Annotated in this window: 21 protein-coding genes; 4 read left to right on the forward strand and 17 right to left on the reverse strand. The window is 68.3% G+C overall.

From position 1 onward, the window contains the following. Positions 1-24: 24 nt before the first annotated feature. Positions 25-237, reverse strand: coding sequence for a hypothetical protein (locus ABD231_RS06200; RefSeq protein WP_344146360.1), 213 nt, complete (start codon positions 235-237; stop codon positions 25-27). 122 nt (positions 238-359) lie between these two features. On the opposite strand from ABD231_RS06200, the gene ABD231_RS06205 reads away from it, so the two are divergent. Continuing rightward, on the forward strand, positions 360-1,448 hold the full coding sequence (locus ABD231_RS06205) for an ADP-ribosylglycohydrolase family protein (protein ID WP_344146363.1): 1,089 nt from the start codon (positions 360-362) through the stop codon (positions 1,446-1,448). Positions 1,449-1,453: 5 nt separating this feature from the next. Here the strand turns inward: ABD231_RS06205 and ABD231_RS06210 are convergent, their stop codons facing one another. From ABD231_RS06210 to ABD231_RS06265, 12 genes are all read right to left on the reverse strand, one after another. Then, the gene (locus ABD231_RS06210) at positions 1,454-2,107 is read right to left on the reverse strand and encodes a hypothetical protein (protein WP_344146366.1); all 654 of its coding nucleotides are present in this window, start codon (positions 2,105-2,107) and stop codon (positions 1,454-1,456) included. 9 nt (positions 2,108-2,116) lie between these two features. Beyond that, complete coding sequence (locus tag ABD231_RS06215) at positions 2,117-2,581, reverse strand: hypothetical protein (protein ID WP_344146369.1); 465 nt, start codon at positions 2,579-2,581, stop codon at positions 2,117-2,119. A gap of 81 nt (positions 2,582-2,662) precedes the next feature. Further along, complete coding sequence (locus ABD231_RS06220; protein ID WP_344146372.1) at positions 2,663-4,255, reverse strand: FAD-binding oxidoreductase; 1,593 nt, start codon at positions 4,253-4,255, stop codon at positions 2,663-2,665. Positions 4,256-4,343: 88 nt separating this feature from the next. Beyond that, positions 4,344-5,051 carry a prepilin peptidase gene (locus ABD231_RS06225; RefSeq protein ID WP_344146375.1) on the reverse strand — a complete coding sequence of 236 codons (708 nt, stop codon included), beginning with the start codon at positions 5,049-5,051 and terminating at the stop codon, positions 4,344-4,346. Next, positions 5,041-6,078, reverse strand: coding sequence for a DUF2330 domain-containing protein (locus ABD231_RS06230; protein WP_344146378.1), 1,038 nt, complete (start codon positions 6,076-6,078; stop codon positions 5,041-5,043). The genes ABD231_RS06225 and ABD231_RS06230 overlap by 11 nt, the downstream gene beginning before the upstream one ends. A gap of 13 nt (positions 6,079-6,091) precedes the next feature. Then, complete coding sequence (locus tag ABD231_RS06235) at positions 6,092-7,534, reverse strand: FAD-binding oxidoreductase (protein ID WP_344146381.1); 1,443 nt, start codon at positions 7,532-7,534, stop codon at positions 6,092-6,094. Beyond that, positions 7,521-8,345, reverse strand: a complete 825-nt coding sequence (locus tag ABD231_RS06240) for a shikimate dehydrogenase (RefSeq protein WP_344146384.1) — start codon at positions 8,343-8,345, stop codon at positions 7,521-7,523. The genes ABD231_RS06235 and ABD231_RS06240 overlap by 14 nt, the downstream gene beginning before the upstream one ends. A 4-nt stretch (positions 8,346-8,349) precedes the next feature. After that, entirely contained in the window at positions 8,350-9,522 is a 1,173-nt protein-coding gene (gene mltG / locus ABD231_RS06245; protein WP_344146387.1) for an endolytic transglycosylase MltG, read from the reverse strand. Continuing rightward, a complete protein-coding gene (gene ruvX / locus ABD231_RS06250) occupies positions 9,519-9,965 on the reverse strand; it encodes a Holliday junction resolvase RuvX (protein ID WP_344146390.1) in 447 nt (148 codons plus the stop codon). Before ruvX ends, mltG begins: the two co-directional genes overlap by 4 nt. Before the next feature lie 19 nt (positions 9,966-9,984). Continuing rightward, positions 9,985-12,654, reverse strand: a complete 2,670-nt coding sequence (alaS, locus tag ABD231_RS06255; RefSeq protein WP_344146393.1) for an alanine--tRNA ligase — start codon at positions 12,652-12,654, stop codon at positions 9,985-9,987. A 4-nt stretch (positions 12,655-12,658) separates the two neighbouring features. Further along, positions 12,659-12,898 (reverse strand): DUF6167 family protein, encoded by a 240-nt coding sequence (locus ABD231_RS06260; RefSeq protein ID WP_344146396.1) that lies wholly within the window; start codon positions 12,896-12,898, stop codon positions 12,659-12,661. Beyond that, positions 12,895-13,305, reverse strand: coding sequence for a DUF948 domain-containing protein (locus ABD231_RS06265; protein ID WP_132402025.1), 411 nt, complete (start codon positions 13,303-13,305; stop codon positions 12,895-12,897). The genes ABD231_RS06260 and ABD231_RS06265 overlap by 4 nt, the downstream gene beginning before the upstream one ends. A gap of 192 nt (positions 13,306-13,497) precedes the next feature. On the opposite strand from ABD231_RS06265, the gene ABD231_RS06270 reads away from it, so the two are divergent. Next, the gene (locus ABD231_RS06270; protein ID WP_344146400.1) at positions 13,498-13,692 is read left to right on the forward strand and encodes a hypothetical protein; all 195 of its coding nucleotides are present in this window, start codon (positions 13,498-13,500) and stop codon (positions 13,690-13,692) included. 307 nt (positions 13,693-13,999) lie between these two features. Next, the gene (locus ABD231_RS06275; protein WP_344146402.1) at positions 14,000-14,416 is read left to right on the forward strand and encodes a SitI3 family protein; all 417 of its coding nucleotides are present in this window, start codon (positions 14,000-14,002) and stop codon (positions 14,414-14,416) included. On the opposite strand, the gene ABD231_RS06280 is transcribed toward ABD231_RS06275, so the two are convergent. Genes ABD231_RS06280 through ABD231_RS06295 form a run of 4 tightly spaced genes read right to left on the reverse strand, consistent with a single transcriptional unit; the run spans position 14,413 to position 19,605 of the window. Continuing rightward, positions 14,413-14,712 carry a nuclear transport factor 2 family protein gene (locus ABD231_RS06280; RefSeq protein ID WP_344146404.1) on the reverse strand — a complete coding sequence of 100 codons (300 nt, stop codon included), beginning with the start codon at positions 14,710-14,712 and terminating at the stop codon, positions 14,413-14,415. The genes ABD231_RS06275 and ABD231_RS06280 overlap by 4 nt on opposite strands. After that, entirely contained in the window at positions 14,709-16,112 is a 1,404-nt protein-coding gene (locus ABD231_RS06285) for a replication-associated recombination protein A (RefSeq protein ID WP_344146407.1), read from the reverse strand. The genes ABD231_RS06280 and ABD231_RS06285 overlap by 4 nt, the downstream gene beginning before the upstream one ends. 31 nt (positions 16,113-16,143) lie before the next feature. After that, complete coding sequence (locus ABD231_RS06290; RefSeq protein ID WP_344146410.1) at positions 16,144-18,753, reverse strand: preprotein translocase subunit SecA; 2,610 nt, start codon at positions 18,751-18,753, stop codon at positions 16,144-16,146. A gap of 45 nt (positions 18,754-18,798) precedes the next feature. After that, entirely contained in the window at positions 18,799-19,605 is an 807-nt protein-coding gene (locus tag ABD231_RS06295; protein ID WP_344146413.1) for a GNAT family N-acetyltransferase, read from the reverse strand. Positions 19,606-19,669: 64 nt separating this feature from the next. Here ABD231_RS06295 and ABD231_RS06300 point away from each other — a divergent pair, with 64 nt between their 5' ends. Continuing rightward, positions 19,670-20,221: an AMIN-like domain-containing (lipo)protein gene (locus tag ABD231_RS06300; protein ID WP_344146416.1), complete on the forward strand. Its 552-nt coding sequence runs from the start codon at positions 19,670-19,672 to the stop codon at positions 20,219-20,221. Positions 20,222-20,274: the final 53 nt, after the last annotated feature.

The raw sequence follows: 20,274 nt of genomic DNA on the forward strand, positions 1-20,274 counted from the left end.
CGGACCCCGGTCTCAACTGCGGACTCAGCGGCAGGTGGTGGAGTCGGTGGTGGAGTCCGAGGTGAAGCCGTTGCGGAACTTCAGGACGGTGTCGAAGGTCTTCACGATCGGGGACGCGGCGCAGTTCGTGGTCGCGGTGGCGGCGGAAGCGCCGGCCAGGGCGGCGCCGGTGAGCGCAGTGGTAGCCAGTGCCGCGGCGGCCACGCGGGCGGCGTTCCGACGGAATCTGGTGGTCATCGTGCGCTCCTTGCCGGTCGTCTGTTGGTACTTACGACCCTAGGAGCGGGCGAATGGTTGCGAACTGGCGCTGAATCCCGTCTTGGGGGTAGCGCTGGCACCACCATCGATAGGGTTCTGCCATGAATCGTGAGGCGCTGGAGACTTGGCGGAGCCGGGTGCGAGGGTCTTTGCTGGGTGGGGCGATCGGGGACGCGCTGGGGGCTCCGGTGGAGTTCGAGAGCGGGCGGAAGATCCTCAAGAAGCACCCACAGCTCTTGCGGACGTTCGTGACCGGAGGCGCCGGTTGGCCACCCGGGACCGTCACCGACGACACTCAGATGACGCTGTTCACGATCGAAGGGCTGATTCGGGCCGGCGTCCGTTCGGATCGCGGCCTGGGACTGACGTTGGCTCCCGTCCACCACGCCTACGACCGCTGGCTGGACACCCAGCAGCGATCCGCGCCGAGTGGTGAGCGCGACGGCTGGCTGCAGGCGGAGCAGTGGCTGTACGCCCGCCGTGCCCCAGGCAACACCTGCCTTGGCGCCCTGCGAGGAGCGCGTCAGGGCGGGCCGCGGATCACGCAGTACGGCGTCCAGGCGGTGAACAGCTCGAAGGGGTGTGGCGGGGTGATGCGGGTGGCGCCGTTCGGGTTGTTGCCGGAGCGGTTCGGGACCGCGGGGGTGTTCGATGCGGCGGCTGAGGCAGCGGGGTATACGCATGGGCATCCGACTGGGAAGTTGGCATCGGGGGCGTTGGCCGCGATCGTGCATGAGATCTGCGGTGGGGCCGGGCTGGAAGCGGCGCTTGATGCCACTGCCGAACTGCTGACTCGCCATGAAGGCCATGAGGAGACCAGTACGGCGCTCGCGGGCGCTCGGCATCAGGCGGCGACGGCCCCGGGGCATGGGCCAGTGCGGGTGGAAGAGCTGGGCGGGGGCTGGGTGGCTGAGGAGGCGTTGGCGATTGGGGTGTACGCGGCACTCGCCTACCCGGAGCCGGGGCAGTTATTGGATGCGTTGGCGTTGGCAGTGACGCATAGCGGGGACAGCGACTCGACGGGTGCTATCTGCGGGAACATCCTGGGTGCTCTCCATGGCGAGAGTGCGTTGCCGCCGGAACTGGCAGGCGCCGTCGAGGGCCGTCAAGTGATTCTCGAGCTGGCTGACGACTTCGTGCGAGAGTTCTCCCAGCGGGGGCATGAGGCTGCTCGTTACCCCGGCTGGTAGAAGGGTTACTCCTTTGGGTCGATGCAGCGCCAGCTGATGCTGCCGGAGAGGCTGCCGGAGCCGCCGACCAGGCGAGGGAGGACTAGTTTGCCGGAGCCGTCGCGGTTGAGGTCGATCTTTGCGGTGCCGTCTTCGGCCTCGTAGGTCACGTCGTCGATGACGATCGAGCCGCTGGCTTCCGCGCCCTCGACGCCGGCGCCGTCACCTGGTTTGTCGGCGGTGAATGTGGCCTCGATCGCCTCGGTGCCGATGACCTTGTTGACCTTTGGCAGGCCGGGCTCGTCGGACTCCAGGGTGCTGGCGCCGTACTCCGGGCAGGTCGAATCGGGCAGGTTGGCATCGGGTATCTCGGCGTACACCCAGTTCGACCCTGTCACTGTGGTCGCCCCTGTCAGGTTGAAGGTCACGCACAAGGCCGGGACCGACTGCGCCGCGCACACCGCCGGCAACGGCCCGTTCCCCTGTGAAGGGCCGTTCGTGCCCGGTACGCCGGTGGTCCCCGGCACCGGCGTACCGGACGTCGCAGGGAGAGTCGCCGAACCGCTCGTCGGCGTGGGCGGTTTGGCCGGCAGCCCGTTCGGGGCGGTCGTGTCTCCGCAGGCGGTCAGGATCGTGATCAGCAGGCCGAGCTCGAAGCCGGCCAGCAACAACGCTTTCATCCGCATCGGTCAGCCCGCCGCAGGCTTCTTCAGGTTCGGGCAGTTCGTCTGCATCCACGCGTTCAGCGCGGTGATCGCCTTCGCGTACTTGGCGATCTTCGCCTGGTCAGCCTCCGAGACCTTGCCGGCCGAGAGCTCCTCGTAGCCGACGGCGACGTCCTGCATGGACGGTTTCAGGTCGGTCGGCGCCGCGTCGACCAGGGCGGCGAACCGCTTGATCAGCTTCTCGCGGAACGCGGGGTCCTTCTGCGGCTGACTCCAGTTGCTGAGATCGAACCCGCCACCGTTCTCGATCGCCGCGCAGAAGCCCTCAGCCGACCCACCGCCAGTCTGTGCTTTGGGTGCGGAAGTGGTGGACTGCGTGGTCGGCTCCTTACCGGCGTCGGTCGAACCGGAGTCCGAGCAGCCGCTCAGTGTCAGAGCCAGGCCGGCCAGCACCGTGCCGGCCGCCAGATGGATACGTCGCAATTTCATGAGAGGTGTCTCCCCCGGAAGGTGGTGTTCGCGTTCAACCACTCTCCGGGGGAGGCATCTCACCGATCTCTCACGACCATTTCACGCAGGTTGGATGGCCAACCGATGGGTGAAGACGTTCCGCGGGTCCCAGGTGGACTTGATCTGCTGCAGCCGCGGGTAGTTGCCCAGGTAGTACAGGTCGTGCCACGGCACGCCTGACTTGTTGTACGCCGGATCGGCCAGATCGACATCGGGGTAGTTGATGTACGACCCGGCGTTGGTCGCGTTCGGTACCGGGACTCCCCCGGTCTCGCGGTAGAGATCGGCGTACGACTTCCGGGCCCAGGCCAGGTGCTTCGCGTCCTCTGCCGAGTCGTTCCAGCTGACGGACATCACCATCTTGGCCATCACGTCGCGCTGCGCGTTGGCGGTCGCGTCGGACTTGACCGTGTTCACCTTGCCGCCGTACGGGATGAGCAGGATCGACGTCTCGGCAGCCGTGTTGTTCGCGTCGTTGAGCTGCGCGTGGATGGTCTCGATCTGCGCGTCGGTGTAGCCCTTGCGCAGGTAGCCGGCCTTCCACTTGTTGCGGGTCGTGTTCGGCCCGGCCGCGATCGAGCGCTGGATCGTGGTGACCAGGAACGGTCCGGCACCGCCGCCGTACACCTGCGGTTTCGGGTCGAGCCCGGCGAGCATCGCGTCGGTGAACGTCTTCAGCAGCCCGGCCGCGTTCGGGACCGAGGCGTCCAGCTGGTTCGACATCAGGAAGCCGCCGGTCGACGAGCTCGACAGGATGAACGGGCTGTACAAGGTCGCGTACGGCGAATCGGCGCTGTTGTTGGCTTCGAAGAAGGCGAAGAAGTTCCGCACCGCGCGGACGAACCCGGCCTTCCCGATCGTCTTCCAGTCGTAGACGATGACGTTCGACAGCAACTCGGAAGGGGCCTTCGGCAACGACTCCGACGGGTCTCGGCCGGTCGCACCGGCCGACCGCATCAGGTAGCGGGTGACCAGACCGAAGTTCCCGCCACCGCCGCCGGTGTGCGCCCACCACAGATCGCTGTGCGCGTTGTCGCGAGTCGCGACCACCGAGCGCGCCCGGCCGTGCTTGTCGACGACGACCACCTCGACGCCGTACAGGTGGTCGACCACCGATCCGTACTTGCGCGACAGCGGCCCATACCCGCCCCCGGCGAAGTGACCGCCCACCCCGACACCGAGGCAGCCACCGGCCGGAAGCGTCACACCCCAGCCGTAGAACAGATCCTTGTAGACCTTCTCCAGCGTCGCCCCGACCCCGATCGAGAAGGCCCGGTAGCGCTCGTCGAAGGTGACATCGTCGTACGTCGACATGTCGAGCAGCACCTGGACGTCGCTCGAGTCGACAAAGTCCTCGAAGCAGTGTCCGCCACTGCGAACCGCGATCCGCTTCCCAGCCCGAACCGCTTCCTGCACAGCCCGTACGGCGTCCTCGGTCGACCGGATCACCCGCGCGTACTCCGGCTTGGCGGTGAACCGCTTGTTCTGACCGCGCTGCACGAGGTCGGCGTACCGCGCGTCACCCGGCCGGATCTTCTCGCCGGCAGCAACGGTTCCAATGGCTGATGCGGTAGCAGCACTGGTGATCGGGACCGCGAGTCCGGCTCCGGTTGCGGCGGTGCCGGCCAGTAGTCCACGGCGGCTGATTGGCATGTCGTTCTCCCCACTAGTTCGACTGGTTCGAACCTACGAAAACGCGGGGTTCGCTCACATCAGCCATCTGGTGGAGAGGATGGGTCAGCTATCCGGCGTAGAGCCGCTCCAACGGTCCCCCGACGAACACCCCGGCGAGCGCGCCGATCAGCATGAACGGGCCGAACGGCACCATCTGCTTGCGCGTCATCACCCTGGCGACGATCAGCACGATCCCGACCACCGCGCCGAGGAAGAACCCGCCGTACAGGCCGCTGGCGAACTCACCCCAGCCGAGCCATCCGAGCGCGATCCCCAGCAGCCCGGACAACCGCACATCACCGAACCCGACCCCGCGCGGAAACGCGAACCACAGCAGGTAGAACACGCCGAACCCGATCACTCCCGCGATCGCGGCCCGCCGCAACGAGCCCCACTCCCCCGACACCAGGGCCGCCGTGACCAGCGCCAGCCCGATCACGGCGTACGACGGCCAGATGATCGCCGACGGCAGATACCGCGTCCGCGCGTCGATGTAGCCGAGCACCGCACCGGCCACCGCGAGCAGCAGCCAGGCGGCCAGCGCAGCGTCAGTACCGAGTACCCAGCCGAGCAGTCCGCCGGAGACAGCGGCCAGCCCACCACACCAGTACGACGCGCGCGGGCCGGCCAGGTCGGCGTACGGGATCTTCGTGTCGCCCTCTTCGAGTTCCGGCTCGGGGATCCGTCGCATCAGCCACGGGCCGAGGACGAACGCCGTCGGCCCGCAGAGGACTACCCCAACCCCTGCGGCGAGCAACGCGTTGTCAGCCGGCACGATCCTGGAGCCTAGACCGCCTCCGGAACAGCGCAAAACCGCCGACGATCAGGAGGAGTGCAGCGACCAGTACGCCGATCGTGCTCCAGACCGGCTCGTTCCGGGTGATGTACTCGATCCGCTGGTACGGCTCGTCGGTCGCCGCCTTGGCGAACGTGAAGTCGGAGGTGATCTGCCCCGGCTCGCGATAGATGACCTCGAACGCAGTCAGGAAGTCCGCCGGCGCCGTCAGCGCGGGGTCCTGCGCACGACCGGCGTACAGGAGCGTCGGCTGGAGCCCCGCGACCGGCAGCACAGTCGGGTCGACGCGATGCGGGGCAGCGACGTACACGGTCACGGCCTGCGGGGTGGTCGCGCCTTTGCTCAACCGCATCGGGTAGACGATCTTGTCGGAGTCGAACGTCAGTCGCAGCGGCGGTGTCGAACCACCCAGGCTCTCATCGGCCGACTTCGGCGCCAGCTTCACCGCGACGATCTCCCAGCCCTCGCTCACGTAGGGCTTCAGGTTGCCGCCGAGACTGTCCGGTACGACGTACCCGTTCGTGCGCAGCCAGTCGGTCACCGCGGTCCCGCTGCTGCCACCCAGGCGGGCGATCTCGAACGGCCCGAGCGTCATCTGCTCCCGCACGTTCACCCCACCGCCCGGCGCAGCACCGGCCGAGGCGCCGTCCCGCTCCATCAGGTCGAGACCGCGGAACGGCCAGTACGTCGTACGCTCGACGACCTTCGGTGCCGTCACCTCGTCGAGCCGCGGGAACAGGTTGGTGTCCCCGAGCTCGAGTTTGGCCGGGTTCGGCACCGGCATGATCCAAGCGGCCTTCTTCGACGACCCGTTGATCGCCATCGAAAGCGTGATCTCCTCGACCCCGCGATCGTCGTACCGGACCAACGCCTTCTCGCCCGACGCCCGGGCCCGTGACTCCAGGCTCGGCAGATAGCCGCCGCAGGCGCACGCCCAAGCGGGCGTCACCCCGGCCGCCACGAATCCGAGCGCCAGCACTCCTGCAATCCCCCGCCACAACCTCATGGCGGGAGATTAGCTAAACGAAGGTGTACGGGGTGTGGAAAAAGCCTTGCGGGTCGTACTTCTTCTTCACGGCGCGCAACCGGGGCAGGCTGCTGCCGTAGTACGTGCCGACGCCGCGGCGGGCCTCGACGTAGTTGGCGTAGCCGCCGGCCGAGAACGAGCGGACCGCGCCATGACCGTGATCGATGAACGTCTGCGCGGCCTTCAGCTGGGCCGACGACGGGTGCGCGACGGTCCCGACGTACCACTGGATAACGCCGAGTGCGGAGCGCCACGGCCAGGCTGCACCACCGGCCGGCTGCTTGGCGGCCTGTCCGCCGAGTGGGTCGATGATCGCGGCGGCCGGAGTCTTGGCGCGCGCCGCGGACTTGACCGCACCGATCAGCGCGTTGATGGACGACGCGTTCATCGGCGCCCGCAGGACGTCGGACCCGGCGAGGAACCCGGTGCGCGGGCTGGTCGTGCCGCCGCCGAGGTACTTCACCGCCTCCATGTGCGTCTTGACGGTGATCGAACGCGCGGTCGCCTTCGAGCCGACGAACGACTCCAGCTGTGCAGCCGCCGCGGCCGCGTTGCCGGTGGTCGAGATACCGAGCACGTGGACCGACACGGTTCCGTTGCTCTTGGCATCGAGATGCAGGTTGCCCCACGCCGTACTCGCGGCGTGCTGGATGAACTTCTGCCAGCCGGCAACGACAGCGGCCGCGCGAGCCTCCGGCCAGGTCAGCCGGAAGAACCCGATCTTCGCGGCCGGGATCGTCGCGAACTGGAACGACGTGACGACGGCCAGATTGCCACCGCCACCACCACGCAGCGCCCAGAACAGGTCCGGGTCGGACTTGGCGTTGATCACGCGCGCCTTGCCATCGGCGGTGACCACGCTCATCCCGACCACCCGGTCACAGGTCAGACCCCACGCGCGAGTGTGGATGCCCATCCCACCGCCGAGGGTGAGCCCGGCGACACCGACGGTCGGGCAGGTCCCGGTCGGCAGCGAGCGACCATACCGGTCGAGGAACGCGTGGACGTCGTACAGGCGCGCGCCGGCACCGACGGTCAGTACGCCGTTCTTCGCGTACGTCATCCCGCGCAGCGGACCGACGTCGAGCTGGATGCCCTTGCTGATCACGGATGCGCCGACGTACGAGTGGCCGCCGCCCTTCGGCACCAGCACGAGCTTGTTGTCCCGGGCGAAGTTGATCGTGCTGATGACGTCGGCGGTCTTCGCGGCGCGGACGACCGCGGCCGGCTGCACCGAATCCCAGCGCGGGTTGAAGAGTTGGTGAGCAGCGGCGTACCCGGGTGTCGAGGGCATGAAGAGCTTGCCGCCCTGGAGCGATCTGGACAGCCGGTTCCAGTTCGGTGCGGCAGCCATCGCTTGAGGAGCGGAGGCTACGGTCAGGGCGGCGACGGCGCCGCCTGCCTTCAGAACGGTACGGCGGTCAAGCTGGCTCACGATCGTTGAGCTCCTCACGTGCTGCGGCTCTCATGGCCGCCAGCGGTGCAGGCGACCTACCTGTCATCATCTCCACTTGGAGAGTCGCCTGGTGCACAAGGAGATCAAGCCCGTTCAACAGCTCTGTACCGATCCGGTGCGCCGCGATGGCGAGCTGGGTCGGCCATGGGTGGTAGGCCACGTCGAACACCACCGGGGCGACGTTCGCGAAATGGCCCGCCCATGGATCGATTGCTCCACCAGGCACTGTTGAGACGCACAGATCGAACCCTCCGGTTTGCTCGATCTGGGAAAAATCTGCAACCGAAGTCCGGAGTCCCAGTTCGGCGGCGAGGTCGAGCAGCCGTTCCGCCTTCGACCGGTCGCGGACGACAACGGTCACCTCGCTGACCTTCATACTCCGCAGGGCGGCCAGCGTCGACGCCGCCGTCGCTCCCCCGCCAATCACGATGGCGGAGTCCGCGACCGTGATGCCGCGCTCGGCGAACGCGTTCACCAGCCCCGGTACGTCGGTGTTGTACGCGGACCGCGATCCGTCCGCCTCGAACACCATCGTGTTCGCCGCACCGATCAGCTCCGCGACCGGGTCGACGGTATCCACGAGCTCGAGGGCGACCCGCTTCAACGGCATCGTCAGGGACAACCCCCGGACGTCATCACCCAGCGACGCGACGAACCCGCGCAACTCGTCCTCGGCCACCTCGAAGGCGTCGTACCGCCAGTCGAGCCCGAGCTCGGCGTACGCGGCCCGGTGCATGGCCGGCGACAACGAGTGCGCGATCGGCGACCCGAGCACGGCACAACGCGTCATGCGGTCAGCACCGGCCCTTGTTGGCCTTGCACCACGCCTGGAGCTTGGCCACGTTGGCCTGGTGCTCGGTCGAGGTGGTCGCGAAGGCGGTCTCACCGGTGTCCAGGTTGACCAGCGTGAAGTACATCCACGGGCCCTTGGCCGGGTTGATCGCGGCCCGCATCGTGTCCTTGGTCGGCGAACCGATCGGGCCCGGCGGCAGGTCCGCGTGCTTGTACGTGTTGTACGGCGAGTCGATGTCGCGCTGCTCGTCGGTCGTGAACACGCCGCCGGTACGGCCGACCGCGTAGTGCACGGTCGAGTCCATCTGCAGCTTCATCCCGGCCTGCAGCCGGTTGTAGATCACCCGGGCGACCTTCGCGTAGTCCTGCTTCCGGTTCGTCTCGCCCTGCACGATGCTGGCCACGATCAGCGCGCGGTACGGGTCCAGGTCCTTGGCCTGGGCGGTCTTCACGAAGTTCAGCGCGGCCGCGTTCTTCGCGTACTCCGCGGTCATCTGCTTGATCATCGAGGTCGCGGTCGCGCCCTTCGGCACGTCGTACGTGCCCGGGAACAGGAAGCCTTCGGCATTGCCATGCGCGTACGCCGGGAGTCCGAGCGTGGCCGGTTTGCCCATTGCGGCTGCCGCAGCGCCGGCCGGAAGCTTCAGCTTCGGGGCCTGCAGGATGCCGATCACCTCGGTCTTGGTCTTGCCTGCCGAGACGCTGAATCGCAGCACCTTGATCGACTCGTCCGTGTTCAGCATCAGCTCGAGCGCGGCCTTCGCGGACATGTGCTTGCGCAGCGTGTACGTCGCGGCCTGGATCTGCAGCGAGCGGCTGTCGTTGCGGGCCACCCGCTCGAACGCCTTGGCGCTCTTGACGACTTCCTTCTTCTCCAGGGTGTCCGCGATCGAGGAGTTGCTCTGGCCCTTGGTGATCTCGACCGTGACCACGCCGGTGCCTTCACCCTCGTAGTCGGGGGCTGCGAAGACCTTCTCCAGCGCGTCCTTGCCCTTGCCGAAGCCGACCACCGCGCCGCCGACCAGCGAGCCGACGACCAGCAGCGAGATGAGCACCGCGAAGCAGCCGAAACCCCTCCGGGCGCGCTGCTTGCGGCGGTTCTGGCGACGCTCGAGCCGGCTCTCCGGGCGCAGCCCCAGGTCCAGGTCGTCGTCGTCCACCGTCGGTCTCGTCACAAGGCCCTCCCCGGTGGGTTCCCGGTCTCCCGCTCGAGATCGAGCGCATGCTGCAGAATCACGACGGCCGCGGCCTGGTCGACCACGGCCCGGCGCTTGGCGCCCTTCTTCCCGCGTTCGCGCAGCACGCGTTCGGCGGTGACCGTGGTGAACCGCTCGTCCACCAGGCGCACCGCGAGCCCTGCGTTCCCCACCTGCACCAAGTCCTGCACCTGCTTCGCCGTCTCCCGGATCTTCACCGCGGCCGGCCCCTCGCCCCCGGACAGGGAGCGTGGCAGACCGATCACGATCTCGAACGCCTCCAGTTCGGCGGCGAGTGCCGCGATCCTACCCAGATCGCCGGGCCCCCGGCGGATCGTCTCCACCGGGGTGGCCAGGATTCCGTGCGGATCGCTGCTGGCGACGCCGATCCGGGCGTCTCCGATATCCAGTGCGATCCGCACGCCCCGTCTCATCCGGGTGTCAGCCCGTGACCAGGTGGCCGACGGTGTGCTCGACAGCGGCCAGGGCGGCGTCGGCACCGGACGCGTCCGTGCCACCACCCTGTGCGACGTCAGCCTTGCCGCCGCCCTTGCCGCCGAGCTTCTCGGCAGCGACACGAACCAGGTCACCGGCCGACAGCCGCCACTCACGGGCAGTGTCGTTCAGCGCGATCACGATGCCGGGCTTGCCGTCGTTCACGCTCAGGACGGCCACGACGGCCGGCTTGTCCTCGCCCATCCGGCCACGAATGTCCAGGGCCAGCTTGCGCAGGTCTCCGCCATTCACGCCGTCGGGGGCTCGGTGGCCGACGTACTGGACGCCGAAGACGTCCTTGGGGCTGCTCGCCAGCTCGGCCGCGGCCTGCAGCACCTGCGCGGCGCGGATCTGCTGGAGCTCCTTCTCCGCCGCCCGCAGCCGCTCGGCCAGGTCGGCGACCTTGGCGGGCAGCTCCTCCGGACGAGCCTTCAGGTTCTCGCTAAGCAGCCGGACCAGTGCGCGCTCCTTGCCCAGGTAGCGCAGCGCCTCCATGCCGACGAAGGCCTCGACGCGACGCACACCGGCGCCGACCGAGGACTCGCTCGTGAGAGTCAGCGCGCCGACCTGCGACGAGTGCTTCACGTGCGTGCCACCACAGAGCTCACGCGACCAAGGGCCGCCGATCTCCACGACCCGCACCTGCTCGTCGTACGTCTCACCGAACAGTGCCAGCGCGCCCCACTCCCGAGCCTCCGGCAGGGTCATGTACTGCGCCGCGACCGGCAGGTCCTGCCGTACGGCGAGGTTCGCGACCTCTTCGATCTCGGAGCGAGTGGCCTGGTCCAGCGCGGACGACCAGGCGAAGTCGAGTCGCAGGTAACCGGGCTTGTTGTACGAACCGCTCTGCAGCGCGTTCGGGCCGAGCACCTGGCGCAGGGCCGCGTGCACGACGTGCGTGCCGGAGTGCGCCTGGCAGGCCGAGACCCGCCACTCGTGGTCGACCTCGGCGTGCACGTCGAGACCCGGGCGCAGAACACCCTCGACAACCTCGACCTTGTGCACGATCAGGCCCTTGACCGGACGCTGGACGTCGAGCACCTTCAGCTTCACGCCGTCGGCCACGATCAGGCCCTCGTCAGCGATCTGGCCACCGGACTCGGCGTAGAACGGGGTCTTCTCCAGCACGACCTCGACGGTCTCGCCCTGCTCGGCCGCGTTCGCGACGACACCCTCACGCAGCAGACCGCGGACCCGCGAGTCGGTGCTGAGCTCCTGGTAGCCGGTGAACTCGGTGACACCGGACTCGCGCAGCTCGCGGTAGCCGGTGGTGTCCGCGTGGCCGGCCTTCTTGGCCCGCGCGTCGGCCTTGGCCCGGTCGCGCTGTTCCTTCATCAGCGACCGGAAACCCTCGGTGTCGACGTTCAGGCCCTGCTCGGCGGCCATCTCGACGGTCAGGTCGATCGGGAACCCGTAGGTGTCGTGCAGCTGGAACGCCTTCGCGCCCTCGAGCTGGTGCGCGCCACCGGCCTTGGTCTCCTTCACGGCCACGTCGAAGATCGTCGTACCGGCCGTGAGAGTGCGGCGGAACGCCTCCTCCTCGGCGTACGCGACCTGGCTGATCCGGCCGAAGTCGGCCTCCAGCTCCGGGTACGACTTCTTCATCTGCTGCAGGCTGACCGGCAGCAGCTCGACCAGGCTCGGGTCCTCGTAGCCCAGCAGGCGGACCGAGCGGATCGCGCGGCGCAGCAGCCGGCGCAGGACGTAACCGCCCTGCTCGTTGCCCGGGGTGACGCCGTCGCCGATCAGCATCAGCGCACTGCGGACGTGGTCGGCGATGACCCGGAACCGGACGTCGTCGACCTGGTCCACGCCGTACTTGCGGCCGGTCAGCTCCGAGGCCTGCTCGATCACCGGGAAGATCTCGTCGATCTCGTACATGTTGTCGACGCCCTGCAGCAGGTACGCGACGCGCTCGAGGCCGAGACCGGTGTCGATGTTCTTCTTCGGCAGCTCGCCGAGGATCGGGTAGCCCTCCTTGCCGCCACCCTCACCGCGGATGTTCTGCATGAAGACCAGGTTCCAGAACTCCAGGTAGCGGTCGCCCGCCTCCCAGTCCCGGTCCGCGCCGAACTCCGGGCCGCGGTCGATCAGGATCTCCGAGCACGGGCCGCACGGGCCGGGGATGCCCATCGACCAGAAGTTGTCCTTCATCCCGAGCCGCACGATCCGGTCGTCGGGCAGGCCGGCGACCCGCTTCCAGATGTCGATCGCCTCGTCGTCCTCGTAGTACACCGAGGCGTACAGCTTGGACTCGTCGAAGCCGTAACCGCCGTCGGCCTGCGACTTGGTGACGAGCTCCCAGGCGTACTGGACCGCCTGCTCCTTGAAGTAGTCGCCGAAGGAGAAGTTGCCGTTCATCTGGAAGAACGTGCCGTGCCGGGTGGTCTTCCCGACCTCTTCGATGTCGAGCGTCCGGACACACTTCTGGACACTGGTCGCGCGCGCGTACGGCGGCGTCTGCTGGCCGACGAAGTACGGCACGAACTGGGCCATGCCGGCCACGTTGAACAGCAGGTTCGGGTCCGGCGACGGCAACGGCGCACTCGGCACCACCGTGTGGCCGCGGTCCTCGAAGTAGCTCAGGAACCGCCGCCTGATCTCACTGGTTTCCATGGTGTTACCGGTAGTCCTCACGTTCGTCTTGTGCCGTCTCAATGCCGAGGGACTCGCGCAGCTCGGCCTCCCGCTCCGCCATGCCCTCACGGACCTGGTCACCGAAGTGCCGGACCGCGGCGGCGAGTTTGGCCGCCGACTCCTGCACAGCCTCGGGAGCGAGCACCTGCGCCCGCTTCTTCAACCGGGTCACCGCGTAGACACCCACGGCGATCCCGACGATCAGCCAGAAGATTCGCTTCACCGCTTCCGCGCCTTCCGCTCGGCCTTCATCTCGTCCTTCACCCGGCGGCTCACGTCCTTGCGCTGCTGCTCGCCGAGCGCCCGGCGCACGCCGTACGTGAACGCCGCCGCCTTCACCAGCGGCCCGCCCGCAGTCGCCGAGAACAGCGACACCAGCGCCGCCGCATTGGTGGTCACCGTGGTCGCGTTGTCGGTGATCGTGTCCACCTTGGCCAGCTGCGCGTTCGTGGTCGCCACCGTCGTGGTCACCTCGCCGAGCAGCGGCACGCTGGAGTCGGAGACGCCCTTGACCATGATCCGGGTCTCGTCCAGCACCTTGCCCAGCTTCAGGATCGGATAGGCCAGCAGGCCCACCAGGATGAGCAGTGCGCAGGCCGCTATCAGCCCTGCGACTTCACCGACGCTCATGGAAAACGATCCACCTTCCGTTGCGACCTCGTGGACCGCACGACCCTATCGCGCGCCCATACCGCACAACCGTCCAGGACACCATCCCCCACATAACAGTCCCCCACCAAACCGGGTCACCGGGTGGGTGACGGAGTGGTTGGAGTCGAGGTCGGGACCGGAGTGGGTGTGGGACTCGGGGAGGGAGTTGGCGTGGGCGTCGTCGGTGTGGGCGTAGGGGTCGGGCTCGGCGTCGTGGGGGTCGGTGAGCTCGTTGTGGGGCTGGGGGTTGGCGTCGCGGCGGTCGTGGACAGCGGTCGCGGAACGCGCTCGGGCGCGGCGGCCGTCGTACGGCGAACTGTCGGCGCCCAGCGTGGTTTCGGCGTACTGCGCGGCACCCACGGCTGAATCGGCCGGCCCACCGGGAGCGACGGCCGCACGCCCTGTCGCGACGGCGCCGAACTCCGCGCGATCGACGGCTGCCGGGCCTCCTGCCCACTCTCCGGCTCGTTGCCCACGAACGGGAACACCAGCCAGCCACCGGTCGCAGCGACCGCCCCCGCGGCGATCACCCCCAGCACCACCAACGGCGACCGCCGCCGGCTGTGTCGTGGACCGGACTTCCGGGCATGCCGACCGAGGTTGAACACACAAAACCCTTCACCCCCAGGCCGCTTGCAGCCTAACCAGCCCCTCCAACCCTTACCGTGGCGAGGTGGCGATCGAGTACACCTTCCAGCTCTGTACGCCGGCGTCTCCGGAGGCGATCAGCGGCCTGCTGACACCGCAGGTCTGGCAGCCGCCCGTCACCACCCATCGGACGTCGACGGGCCTGCGCCTCACGGTGCACCGCGACGGACATCCCAGCCTGGTCCTCGGTGAACCCGAGATCGGGGTCGGCTTCCGGCTCGACAAGGTCGCCGAGCCGGAGCCGCAGTACGCCGAGATCGCGCAGCACGTGATCACGCTGCTCGCCGCGGAACCGGGCGACGCCGTACTGCAGCAGGACTTCGAGCGGATCCTACTGCTGCGTCGGGGTACTCAGTTGGTGGTCAGCGACTTGTTCTGGACGCCCGAACTGCTGCCGTGGTCGTTCGAGCGCCGGGCGTCGATGCCCTACCCGGAGGACTAGTCAAAGGTGACGGTCAGCTCCTGGACCTTGCTGTCAGCGGTCCAGGTCAGCTCCATCCGGCCGGTCCCGCCACCGGCCCATTGGAAGTGACCGGTGTCGTTCAGCAGAGTCATGGTCTCGGCCGGCGGATTGGCGTTGTAGGCGGCGGCGATTGCGGTCCGGCCTTCGAAGGGGCCGGCCGGGACGCCGACGAAGGTCATCCGGGCGGTCTCGGCGAAGCGGTCCGCGAAGGTGTCCCAGTCGCCGGTCGTGACGGCTTGGTTGAAGGCGGTGACGTGGTCCTCGAGACGGGTCATTTGCGGTTCCGGAGGATCTTGCGGATGGCCTCGACCCGGTCCGCGTACGCCGCTTCGCCGCCCCGGCGGGTGGGCGTGTAGTAGTCGGTTCCGTCGATGACGTCCGGCGCGTACTGCTGGGCGGAGACGCCGCGAGGGTCGTTGTGCGAGTACTGGTACGACGCACCGTGGCCGATCTTCTTGGCACCGGCGTAGTGGGCGTCCCGCAGATGCGACGGAACCGGCCCGATCTTGCCGGCCTTCACATCCGCAATCGCCGCGTCGACCGCGGTGATGACCGCATTGGACTTAGGAGCCAGCGCCAGCGCCACAACCGCCTGCGCCAGGTTGATCCGCGCCTCCGGCATACCAATCAGCTGTACGGCGTCCGCCGCAGCAACCGCGACACCGAGGGCCGTCGGATCGCCCATGCCGATGTCCTCACTGGCCGAGATCACCAGCCGACGGGCGATGAACCGCGGATCCTCACCGGCCACGATCATCCGCGCCAGGTAGTGCATCGCAGCATCCACGTCCGAGCCACGAATCGACTTGATCAACGCCGAAGCCACGTCGTAGTGCTGATCCCCCGCCCGGTCGTACCGCACCGCAGCCTGATCAACCGCCGTCTCCAGCGTCTCCAGATCGATGGTGGATGGGGTGGTGGGTGGAGAGTCGTCGCCAGCAGTCGCAGCGGCCTTGGCACGGGCCCCACCAGCCGCTGCCTCGAGGTAGGTGAGGGCGCGGCGCGCGTCTCCCCCAGCCATCCGGAGCAGGTGATCGCGCGCGTCGTCCGCCAGCGTGAACTCTCCGGCCAGGCCGCGCTCGTCGGCGAGGGCTCGGTCCAGCAGCACGGAGATGTCATCGTCCGTGAGCGACTCGAGGGTGAGGAGCAAGGAGCGGGACAACAGGGGTGAGATGACCGAGAAGAACGGGTTTTCCGTGGTAGCGGCGACCAAGGTGACCCAGCGGTTCTCGACGCCGGGCAGCAGCGCGTCCTGCTGGGCCTTCGTGAAGCGGTGGACCTCGTCGATGAACAGCACGGTCTCGACAGCACCGCCCGGCCGGGCGAGGTCCCGCCGCGCCCCGTCGATCACCTGCCGAACGTCCTTCACACCCGCAGTCACCGCCGACAGCTCGACGAACTTCCGGTTCGTCTGGTGCGAGACGACGGCTGCGATCGTCGTCTTCCCGGTCCCGGGCGGACCCCACAGCAGCAGCGACATCGGCTGGTCGCCCTCGACCAGCCGTCGCAACGGCGACCCCGGTGCCAGCAGATGCTGCTGTCCCACCAACTCGTCGAGACTCCGCGGCCGCATCCGGACAGCCAGCGGCGCCGCCGTGTGATCCACGTCGGCCAAGCTCCCGCCACCCCGAGCAGGCGCAGGAGCTCCCGGCAGATCGAACAAACCCTCACTCACAAGGTGAGAGCCTACCTACCTCTACGGACAGTTATTTCTTGCTGTCCTTCACATCGTCCTCGTCGTCCGAGTCATCCGCCGCGCGGAGCTCCTCGGGCAGGTCGGCCTCGTCAACGTCACGCAGCTCCTCCGGGAGTTCGTCCTCGTCGAACTTCTCCGGGAGGATCTCCTCGGCCTCCGCACCCGACTGGGGGCGGATGGCGTTGCGGAGGCGGCCGAGGATTCGGTCGGCTTCGGTGCCGAAGGGGTTGTCGTTGACGAGGTAGGTCCAGGTGGCGGTCGGGCGCGGTACGCCGGAGGCCGCCTCGTCGAGGCCGGCGTCGGTGATGGAGGCCTCGGCGAAGGTTTCGGCGGCGTCCTTCCAGGCATCGGCGATCAGGGTGTCGAAGGACGCGATCGCGGACTTGTTGAACTCGTCGATCGGCTTCATGTGCACGATGCCGCCGGCCAGCGAGCGCAGGTGGATACCTTCGCGGAGGTCGGCCAGGTAGGCGAGGTGGTCGGTCCAGCGGCGGTCGAGGTGGTGCAGGGCGATCCGCCGGGCGGCGTCCTTCACCTTGTCCTCGCCGTGCTCCTCGACCAGTTCGTCGTACTTCTCCTTGACCCGCTCGGACAGCTCGGTCGCGGCCAGGTCCTCGGTGAGTACCTCTTCGCGGGTGGCGAGCAGGATCGAGCGCTGCTGACCGGTGAGCCGGTGGTACTGCCACGTCGTGCGGTGCAGCTCGGCGTTGGCGCCGTCCGCGACCCGCTGGGCGTGGTCGAGCATGCCGATCGACTTGCGGTCGGTGAGCCGCCCGGCCTTGTCCGGGTGCGGGCGCAGGCCGGACGAAACGGAGTACCGGACGACGAGCTCGTCGCCGAGGCTGGCGAAGAACAGCGAACCACCGGGGTCACCCTGACGGCCGGCTCGACCGCGCAGCTGGTCGTCGAGCCGGCGGGAGGCGTGCAGGCCGGTGCCGATCACGTACAGGCCGCCGAGCTCGATGGCCTTGTCCTTGTCGTGCGTCTCGTCCTTGCCACCGAGGCGGATGTCGGTACCGCGACCGGCCATCTGGGTGGAGACCGTCACCGTGCCGGGGACACCGGCCTCGGCGATGATGGCCGCTTCCTCGGCGTCGTTCTTCGCGTTCAGGACGACGTGCGGGATCTCGGCGGCCTCGAGCCGGTCGCTGAGCTGCTCGGACTCCTCGACACTGTGGGTGCCGATCAGGATCGGGCGGCCGGTCTCGTGCACCTCGGCGATGTGCTCGACCAGGGCGACGTTCTTCTGCTCGACGGTCAGGTACAGCCGGTCGATGTCGTCCTTGCGGACGTTCGGCTTGTTCGGCGGTACGACGGCCACCTCGACGTCGTAGAACTCCTGCAGCGACTCGCCGACCACAACCGCCGTACCGGTCATGCCGCACAGCGACTTGTAACCCTTGATCAGGGCCTGCACGGTGATGCTGTCCAGGATCTCGCCGGAGTCGCTGACCGGGACGGCTTCCTTCGCCTCCACGGCGGCCTGCAGACCGTCGGGCCAGCGCTGCAGCTTGGCGATCCGGCCGCGGTTGTTGTTGATCAGGCTGACCTTGCCGTCGCGGACCAGGTAGTCGACGTCCTTGCGCAGCAGCACCTCGGCGTGCAGCGCGACGTTGATCTGGGTCAGCCGGTCGAGGTTCTCGTCGTCGTACAGGTTGACGCTCGGCGGCGCCGCCTCCACCTCGACCTTGTCCTCGGCGTCCTTGTCCTCAGCGTCCGCGCCGGTCTCGTCAACGTCATCGGAGGCGTCGGCCACGTCTTCGGTGGCGTCGGCCTCCGGTACGGCGATGCGCTCGCCGAAGGCCTTCTCGACCTTGTCGGTACCGCGATCGGTCAGCGCGACCGTCCGGCCGTCACCGTCGATCTCGTAGTCGACCCCGGCGCGCAGCGTGCGGACGATCTGTACGACGTCGTCGTCCAGCTCCTCGGTCCGGGTCGCACCGGCGAGCACCAGCGGCACGCGGGCCTCGTCGATCAGCACCGAGTCGGCCTCGTCGACCAGCGCCACGTCCGGCTCGGTCGTCACCCGCTCGGACACGTCGTTGACGAGCCGGTCCCGCAGTACGTCGAAGCCGACCTCGCTGACCGGCACGTAGCAAACCTCAGCCTGGTACGCCGTCCGCCGCTCCTCCGGAGTGGAAGCCTGGCCGACGTGCGACACGGTCACCCCGAGCAGCTCGTAGACCGGCGCCATCCACTCCGCGTCGCGGCGGGCCAGGTAGTCGTTGACCGCGAGCACATGCACCTTGCGGCCACCGACCGCGTACCCGGCCGCGGCGAACGCACCGGCGAGCGTCTTGCCCTCACCGGTCGCCATCTCCACCACACGGCCCTGCAGCATCGCCAGCGCGCCGACGATCTGGCCGTCGAACGCCGACTCACCCAGCGTGCGCCGGGCCGCGTCCCGGGCCAGTGCCAGGAACTCGATCTGCTCGTCCTCGTGCAGCCCGCCGGTGGTCCGGAGCTCACTGACGGACTCGGTGAGCTCCTCGTCGGTCAGCGGCTCGACAGACTCCTCCGCCTCGAGAACCAGCTGCGAGAGCCGCTCGTAAGGGCCGAGGTCGATCGATCCGGGGCGCTGCAGCAGCCGGCGAAAGCGCGAGGTGATTTTCAGAGCCATAATGACGGCAACGTACAGCCTGACCGTGTCGTTCCGAGACTCAGGTCAGCGTGTCTCCGGCGACCACTCGTACGGCGTGGTGGTGGTGACGCCGTACAGGCCCAGTTTCTGCAGGATCGGGCGAGAGTCATCCGACGCGTCCACGCGGAGGAATTCATACCCGCGTTCCTTGGCCAGCCGCGCCCGGTGCACCAGCAGCGAGCTGTAGAGGCCCTTGCGCCGCCACTCGGGTAGCGTGCCGCCACCCCACAGGCTGGCGAATCCCGTGCCCGGGTGGAACCGGATCCAGGCCGCCGACGCGACCGGGCCGTCAGCACCGCGCAGTGCGTCCTCGACCAGGAACACCGACAACCGCTCCGGGAACATCCGTGCCTCGGCCGCCAGCCGCTCCTCGACCCCGGTCAGTCCGTTGTGCCACAACGAGTCCATCAGTACGGCGATCCGGTGGAAGTCCTCCGGCCCGTCGGCCTCCCGCAGTACCGCCTTCGACGGCAGGGCGGACGGCCGCTCGAGAATCCGGTCGACCTCGCCCAGGATCAGCGTCTCGGGGTCGTCCGGAGTGAACCCCGCACTGACCAGCCGCTCACCGAGGTCGGCCGGTTCGTCGTACGCGTAGGTCTTCCACTCGAAGGACAGTCCGCGCTCACGGAAGAACGCGAGCTCGCCCGCGATGACGGCGTCCGGATCGTCGCCCAGCCCGCGCGGGGTCTCGACAAAACCCGCGCCTTCCGGGCCCTCGACGTACGAGCGATGCACGAGGCCGTCGTGCTCGACCTTCCAGCCGGGAATGGTGTCCGCGTCCGGCAGCCGGATGCGGCGGTGGAACACGTCGAGCAGTTCGTCAGGCGTCATATTCGCAGTCAACCAATCCCGCGGTACCAGCGTCCAACGAGTATGTCCTGAGAGGGGGACCATCATGAACATCAACCGCATCCCCATCAAGACGATCGTCGCAGCGCTCGCGGTAGCCGCAATCCCTGCGGTCGCCCTTGCTGCTCCCGGCTCGTCCCCCGCCCCTCAGACCTCCGCCACGACCACCGCAACCTGCCCGTCCGGCTGGGGATCGCTGCCCGAAGCGAACGCCCGGATGGTCCAGTCACCGGCAACAGGCGTCCGCACCGGACGGCATGCCTGCTTCGACCGGCTGGTCGTCGACCTCCAAGGCCGAGGTCCCGGGTACGACGTTCGCTACGTCAGCAACGTCACCCAGGACGGCTCGGGCTTCGTCGTCCCGCTACGCGGCGGCGCGAAGCTGCAGATCATCGTCCGAGCGCCGTCGGGCAAACCGTTCAAGGCCCCGGACGTCCGCGGCTACGACACGTTCCGGCAGGTCGCGTACGCCGGAAGCTTCGAAGGCCAGACGACTGTCGGGCTCGGTGTCCGCGCCCGGCTGCCGTTCCGGGTCACGACGTTGACCGGACCGGGTTCGAGCAGCCGCCTGGTGGTGGACGTCGCCCACCACTGGTGAATGTCTAGTTCTCAAGTAGTGATATAGCACTTTGGGAACTCTTCGGAGCTGAC

Origin of the sequence: Kribbella yunnanensis (assembly GCF_039529655.1) — a bacterium.
Taxonomy (GTDB): Bacteria; Actinomycetota; Actinomycetes; order Propionibacteriales; family Kribbellaceae; genus Kribbella; species Kribbella yunnanensis.

Bases quoted from the DNA above. Each gene is read 5' to 3' on its own strand.
- ABD231_RS06200 (WP_344146360.1), bottom strand. From the start codon at position 237: ATGACCACCAGATTCCGTCGGAACGCCGCCCGCGTGGCCGCCGCGGCA.
- ABD231_RS06205 (WP_344146363.1), top strand. From the start codon at position 360: ATGAATCGTGAGGCGCTGGAGACTTGGCGGAGCCGGGTGCGAGGGTCT.
- ABD231_RS06210 (WP_344146366.1), bottom strand. From the start codon at position 2,107: ATGAAAGCGTTGTTGCTGGCCGGCTTCGAGCTCGGCCTGCTGATCACG.
- ABD231_RS06215 (WP_344146369.1), bottom strand. From the start codon at position 2,581: ATGAAATTGCGACGTATCCATCTGGCGGCCGGCACGGTGCTGGCCGGC.
- ABD231_RS06220 (WP_344146372.1), bottom strand. From the start codon at position 4,255: ATGCCAATCAGCCGCCGTGGACTACTGGCCGGCACCGCCGCAACCGGA.
- ABD231_RS06230 (WP_344146378.1), bottom strand. From the start codon at position 6,078: ATGAGGTTGTGGCGGGGGATTGCAGGAGTGCTGGCGCTCGGATTCGTG.
- ABD231_RS06240 (WP_344146384.1), bottom strand. From the start codon at position 8,345: ATGACGCGTTGTGCCGTGCTCGGGTCGCCGATCGCGCACTCGTTGTCG.
- alaS (WP_344146393.1), bottom strand. From the start codon at position 12,654: ATGGAAACCAGTGAGATCAGGCGGCGGTTCCTGAGCTACTTCGAGGAC.
- ABD231_RS06265 (WP_132402025.1), bottom strand. From the start codon at position 13,305: ATGAGCGTCGGTGAAGTCGCAGGGCTGATAGCGGCCTGCGCACTGCTC.
- ABD231_RS06280 (WP_344146404.1), bottom strand. From the start codon at position 14,712: ATGACCCGTCTCGAGGACCACGTCACCGCCTTCAACCAAGCCGTCACG.
- ABD231_RS06290 (WP_344146410.1), bottom strand. From the start codon at position 18,753: ATGGCTCTGAAAATCACCTCGCGCTTTCGCCGGCTGCTGCAGCGCCCC.
- ABD231_RS06295 (WP_344146413.1), bottom strand. From the start codon at position 19,605: ATGACGCCTGACGAACTGCTCGACGTGTTCCACCGCCGCATCCGGCTG.
- ABD231_RS06300 (WP_344146416.1), top strand. From the start codon at position 19,670: ATGAACATCAACCGCATCCCCATCAAGACGATCGTCGCAGCGCTCGCG.